The sequence below is a fragment of the Longispora sp. NPDC051575 genome (assembly GCF_040681875.1).
GTDB lineage: Bacteria > Actinomycetota > Actinomycetes > Mycobacteriales > Micromonosporaceae > Longispora.
Map to the genome: position 1 here is coordinate 1 of NZ_JBFAZP010000033.1, position 5,316 is coordinate 5,316.

The window sequence follows — 5,316 nt, forward strand, 5'->3', positions numbered from 1 at the left end:
CGAGGGCAGCGTCTCCAAGGTGACCGGAACCTGGCTGGGCACCCTGCGCGCCGTGCGCGACATGAGCCGGGTGCTCGCCCGATGAGGATCACGGTGATCGCCAAGCAACCGGTGCCCGGCCGGGTGAAGACCCGGCTGTGCCCGCCCTGCTCGCCCGAGCAGGCTGCGGCCCTGGCGGCCGCCGCACTCGCCGACACCCTCACGGCCGTGCGCGCCGTGGCCGCCGACCGGACGCTGCTCCTCGACGGCGAGTACCCCGCCGACGGGTTCGACATCTGCCACCAGCGCGGCGACGGACTCGGAGAGCGCCTCGCCAACGGCTTCGCCGACCGCCCCGGCCCGACCCTGCTCATCGGCATGGACACCCCGCAGGCCGACCCGGAACTCCTCGGCGCGGCCCTGGCCTGGCTCGGCCAGGCCGACGCCGTCCTGGGCGCGGCGGAAGACGGCGGCTGGTGGGCGCTGGGCCTGCGCGACCCGGCACACGGCGAACTACTGCGCGACGTGCCGATGTCCACCCCGGACACCGGCCGGCTCACCGCCCTCGCGCTGGCCGGGGCCGGACTGCGGGTGCTGCCCCTGCCCGTGCTGCGCGACGTCGACACCCTCGCCGACGCCCGTGCCGTCGCGACAATGGCCCCGGGCGGCTGGTTCGCCCGGACCCTCGCCGGCATTGATCTGCCGGTGACCACATGACCACCGCACTGGAGCTCTACGAAACGGCCCTGACTACGGACAGCCGCCTGGACTACCTGTGCTCGGGAGTGAGCCGCCCGGCGGGCCTTGAGCGGTGGGTCAGCGCCCGGGCGCCCGGCGACGGCGGCCTGCTCGACCGGTGCGTCGGGCACATCCTCGACGTGGGCTGCGGCCCTGGCCGGCTCGTCGCCGCGCTCACCGGCCGGGGTGCCGCCGCGCTCGGGGTGGACGTATCGGCAGCCGCCGTGCGCCTGACCCGGTCCAGGGGCGCCAGGGCGGTGCGCGCCGACGTGTTCGGCCGACTGCCCCGCGAGGGCCTGTGGGACACCGTGCTCCTCGCGGACGGCAACATCGGCATCGGCGGTGACCCGGGGCGCCTCCTCGCCCGGTGCGTCGCGCTGCTGGCTCCCGGCGGTGCCCTGCTCGTCGAACTCGACCGACCCCGCAGGCCCACGACCGTCACCGAACTACGCCTGCGGGTCGACGCACAGGTCAGTGCCCCGTTCCCGTGGGCGTTCGTGTCCTTCACCGACCTGCCCCGCATCGCGGAAGTGGCTCACCTGGACGTGGCTGAGACCTGGACCCGGGCGGGCCGGTGGTTCGCCGCACTCACAACCCCGGCACCGGTGACCGCCGCCGTGACAATTGGAGGCGAGGGCCGGTAGTTGGTGTTTCCCGGGCCGGCGCGTCTAACCGTCAACCTCCGCGGCGGACGGGGGAGTGGATGCACGTCGGGGCGACGGTCACCCGGATGTCACAATGGCGTTCCATCACGATGATCTGATCGATCACGGCCGCCTCCTGGAGATTGGTTCGGCGGTGTCGAATGAGCCCGTGGGGTTCGGAGTTCGTGGTCAGGACGTTGGCCAGAGCGGTGTCCTCACCGCGAGAGCCTACGGAGAATCGATCGGACCGGGCCAGCCTTCCGGCTGTACGACCGTCGCGATCCTGGCAAGCCTCAGCGCTGTCGGCGCGGCGGAGATGTGTGTCACGCCGCAGCTCGTTTCTATCGGCGTCGATGGGCTGCATCCGGGGATTCTCTACACGACGATGATGGGCCACTCGGCGGGCAGGTAGTCGCCGACCAGCGGCGAGGACGTCATCACCGCAGCCCCGGAGGAGACGGCGGTGATGATCGTGTGGGCCATGCCGAGGCGAGCCAGGTCGGCGTGGTCGTGGCACAGTAGGCCGACTGCGCGGGACTGTCCAGGTAGCATCGGCACCACCCGCATGCACGGCAGCCCGAGCAGCAGTCGGATCCGCTGGATCGCCTCGGGCTTGGGGCCGAGGATCGCGTAGGCCTCGGCCAGGCACGTCGTCGGCACGGCCGCGCGGATGCCGATCATGTCCGCGCCGACCAGATGGGTGCCGACGATATCGGCGTCGCCGGTGGCGTAGGCGGCGATGGCACCAGCGTCCAGGACGAGGGCGAAGTCGCTCACCTGCCGAGACCGAGGTCGTCGCGCAGCTCGCCGACCGAAAGGCCGGTCAGGTCCGCCAAACGCGACACCGCAGCGTCGCGCAGCGCCGGCGGGCGAGCAGCGCGGCGGCAGCGGCGGCTTTCTGCGGGTCGGGGTAGTAGCCGCTCTCGGCCAGGGCTGCGAGGGTCTGCTCCCGGGTGATGCGGTCCCGCACGGCCTCGGTCACGTACGCCGACACCTGCCCGGCGTCGAGCTGGTCCAGACGGTGGTCGACGTCGGGGGCGAAGCGGATCGTCCGTCGTGTCATACCGAATAGCCGATCTGGTATGACGTCCGGGTGGGAACCGGTGACGGGCCGCTCGGACGGGCCGGCTACCGCACCGCGATAGAGCGGACTATCTCAAACCACTTCTTGATCGTCGTCCCGGCTCACGGCAGGCGAGGGGGTTCCTGGAGAGCTACACCCGCCCCTCGGGAACTGTGTAGATATCGGGGGTTATCGGCATCCTCGCCCAGTTTCGCTCGGAGTCGACAGAGAAGTACGTCGACGGTGCGTGAACAGCGCGCGGAGCGTACGTGGGTCTTGAGGACGGTACGGGAAACGAACGTGCCGGGACTCTCGCTGAGGCGGTCCAGCAGGTCGAACTCACGCTGCGTCAGCCGAAGTTGTCGGCCGCCGAGGAACGCGACCCTGGCGCCGACATCGAGGCGAAGTTGGCCGACGACCCGCGTGCACGGCGGCGCAGGGGGAGGGATACGCCGCAGGACCGCTCCGATCTGGGCGTCGAGAAGTTGCGGCGAGCAGGGCTTGGCCGCATAGCTTTCCGCTCCGAAGTCCAGCAGTCGGGCGATGTCGGCTTCCCTGCGGAGCGCTGCTGTGACGATGACCGGTCGGCGGGTACCCAACCGGACGAGCTGGGTGACCTGGGCGCAGTCGATGCCGGGGGCTGACGGATCCAACACGACGACGTCGGGCCTGCCGTGCGCGCGACGTGACCCGTCGATCAGTGCGGTCCCGACGTGATCGAGGGACAGGGCCGTGACGTGGTGGCCCATGCCCGACAGGCCCCCTGTGGTGGCCTGTCGGCAGGTCACGTCGTTGTCGATCAGCAGTATCTTCGCCATGGTCGACGTCCCATCGGGGTCGGACAATGCGGTTCCCCCACAGGCTCGCATCGGATGTGTGACTGCGGTCATACCAGCAGGTATAGCCTGGGGCTATGGAGCTCGACGTCCGTCATCTGCGTGCGATCTGTGCCATCGCCGAGGCCGGCAGTGTGTCCCGGGCGGCCGTGCGGTTGGGCATCTCGCAGCCCTCGTTGACCGCGCTCCTGCAGCGGGTGGAGCGCACGCTGGGGGGTGAGCTCTTCGTGCGTAGCCGCACCGGTGTGACCCCCACCCCTCTGGGGCACCGGGCGCTGCAGCGCGCACGGCTGGTCGTCGCCGAGATCGACGGATTCACCGGCGAACTGCTGCAGGCAGATCCGTCAACGACCAGGACCCTGCGCTTGGGGTCGGTGCACATGGAGTGCTGCGGCAGCGTTCTCGACAACGTCGTGGCCGCGCTGCCCGACGCGGAGATCACCATGCAGGTGGAGCCGTCGGCGGTGGCGCTTTCGCAGTCCCTGAGCCACGACCGGCTCGACCTGGCGGTGATCGGGATGATGGACGACCACGAGGTCGGGCTGGGCACCGATCTGGCGCAACGGATGCTGGTACCCAAGGTGCCGATCTTCGTGGCCATCGGGGCACGGCACCGCCTCGCCGACCGCGACGAGATCGATCTGGCGGATCTGGCGGAGGACGCGTGGATCTCCCCGCCGGGGGCCGACGACGGCTCCCTGACTTCGCTGCGGTCGGCGTGCCGGCGGGCCGGGTTCGTGCCCAGGATCCGCTTCGAGGCCCCCACGGGTGGCGGAGCGCAACTCATCGAGACGGGCCGGGCGATCCAGCTGGTGGAGCCGACGTCGGTGTCGCGGGGCGGCCTCGTCGTTCGGCGGTTGGTCGGAGAGCCGTTGCGTGCCAGGCTCCTGCTCGCCTGGCGCCGGTCCCGGGTCTCCGAGGTGGACGCGGAGCAGGTGTACCTCGCCGTCGCCCGCGCGTACGTGGAGCACGCGGTGGACAACCCGACCTACGGCCCCTGGTGGGCCGCCCACCCGGAGGTGCACCCCCGCACGGACTGACCGTCTCTTAGGGGGCCGGTAACACCCACGACACCTCTGGGTAAACGACGCCCTAACGACTGTTGTGCCCGAAAGGGAAGCGTCAATACGTTGCGGATCCACCTGGCCGACACCCGGCCAGGACCCGACCCCCTCGGAGATCCGCAATGAGAGATCACCCCGACCGGCGTGCCCTCGCACGCCTGTCCCTCGTGGCACTCAGTCTGATAGCCGGTCTGCTGGTGGCAGGCACCCCGACCCAGGCAGCGCCCACCACCCCCGCGCCCGCTCCCCGAGTTCCGGCACAGGCGGCCGAACCCCGGCACTTCGCGAAGTCCGGGACCGACATGCGCGAGCGGGCGCCCCGGCCGGCGTCGAAGGAAGAACAGCGCCGCGACTACGACGAACCCGCAACTGCTACCGAGAAGGCGCCCAGGCCCTCCATGGCCGGACGGTCCGCCCTGGCCGCGACCTGCAACGTCAGCGACTTCACTAGCCGCACCGGGTGGGCGCTGGTCGACCAGATCAAGGCATCGACGACTGACTGCGTCAACAGCCTGTTCTCGCTGAGCGGATCGGACGCGTACTCCGCGTTCCGCGAGGCACAGATGACCAGCGTCGCCTACGGGCTGCGGGACAACGGTTCCGCGTACCCCGGGAACAACAGCACGGGAACGGCCCAGCTCGTTCTCTACCTGCGCGCCGGCTACTACGTGCACTGGTATGATCCGGCCACGGTCGGCAGCTACGGCACGGGCCTGCAGACCGCGATCCGCTCCGGCCTGGACTCCTTCTTCGCCAACCCGCGTGCCTTCGACGTCAACGACGCCAACGGTGAGACGCTCTCCGAGGCCGTGACGCTGATCGACAGCGCCGAGGAGAACGCCCGCTACCTGTCCATCGTCAAGCGGCTGCTGACGAGCTACAACAGCTCCTACGACGCGTCGTGGTGGATGCTCAACGCCGTCAACAACGTCTACACCGTGCTGTTCCGCGGCCACCAGGTCCCCGCGTTCGTGACGGCCGTGCAGGCCGAC

8 protein-coding genes are annotated in these 5,316 nt (G+C 70.4%); 5 read left to right on the top strand and 3 right to left on the bottom strand.

Translation table 11 applies throughout. The annotated features are described in order from the left end of the window. The first annotated feature begins 81 nt into the window (after nt 1–81). The 3 genes from AB0M43_RS39215 to AB0M43_RS39225 all read left to right on the top strand — a co-directional run bounded on the left by AB0M43_RS39215 (nt 82) and on the right by AB0M43_RS39225 (nt 1,773). Complete coding sequence (locus tag AB0M43_RS39215; protein ID WP_363732926.1) at nt 82–696, top strand: DUF2064 domain-containing protein; 615 nt, start codon at nt 82–84, stop codon at nt 694–696. After that, on the top strand, nt 693–1,361 hold the full coding sequence (locus AB0M43_RS39220; RefSeq protein WP_363732928.1) for a class I SAM-dependent methyltransferase: 669 nt from the start codon (nt 693–695) through the stop codon (nt 1,359–1,361). Before AB0M43_RS39215 ends, AB0M43_RS39220 begins: the two co-directional genes overlap by 4 nt. Nucleotides 1,362–1,455: 94 nt before the next feature. Further along, a complete protein-coding gene (locus AB0M43_RS39225; protein ID WP_363732930.1) occupies nt 1,456–1,773 on the top strand; it encodes a hypothetical protein in 318 nt (105 codons plus the stop codon). Here AB0M43_RS39225 and AB0M43_RS39230 read toward each other — a convergent pair. The 3 genes from AB0M43_RS39230 to AB0M43_RS39240 all read right to left on the bottom strand — a co-directional run bounded on the left by AB0M43_RS39230 (nt 1,737) and on the right by AB0M43_RS39240 (nt 3,242). Beyond that, nucleotides 1,737–2,138 (bottom strand): hypothetical protein, encoded by a 402-nt coding sequence (locus tag AB0M43_RS39230; protein ID WP_363732932.1) that lies wholly within the window; start codon nt 2,136–2,138, stop codon nt 1,737–1,739. The genes AB0M43_RS39225 and AB0M43_RS39230 overlap by 37 nt on opposite strands. Nucleotides 2,139–2,184: 46 nt before the next feature. Next, nucleotides 2,185–2,424, bottom strand: coding sequence for a hypothetical protein (locus tag AB0M43_RS39235; RefSeq protein ID WP_363732934.1), 240 nt, complete (start codon nt 2,422–2,424; stop codon nt 2,185–2,187). Between the two features lie 122 nt (nt 2,425–2,546). Then, entirely contained in the window at nt 2,547–3,242 is a 696-nt protein-coding gene (locus AB0M43_RS39240) for a response regulator transcription factor (RefSeq protein ID WP_363732936.1), read from the bottom strand. A 95-nt stretch (nt 3,243–3,337) separates the two neighbouring features. On the opposite strand from AB0M43_RS39240, the gene AB0M43_RS39245 reads away from it, so the two are divergent. Then, on the top strand, nt 3,338–4,300 hold the full coding sequence (locus AB0M43_RS39245; protein WP_363732938.1) for a LysR family transcriptional regulator: 963 nt from the start codon (nt 3,338–3,340) through the stop codon (nt 4,298–4,300). Between the two features lie 146 nt (nt 4,301–4,446). Next, nucleotides 4,447–5,316 (top strand): M9 family metallopeptidase N-terminal domain-containing protein (locus tag AB0M43_RS39250; RefSeq protein ID WP_363732940.1); only part of this gene is annotated, 870 nt, incomplete at its 3' end.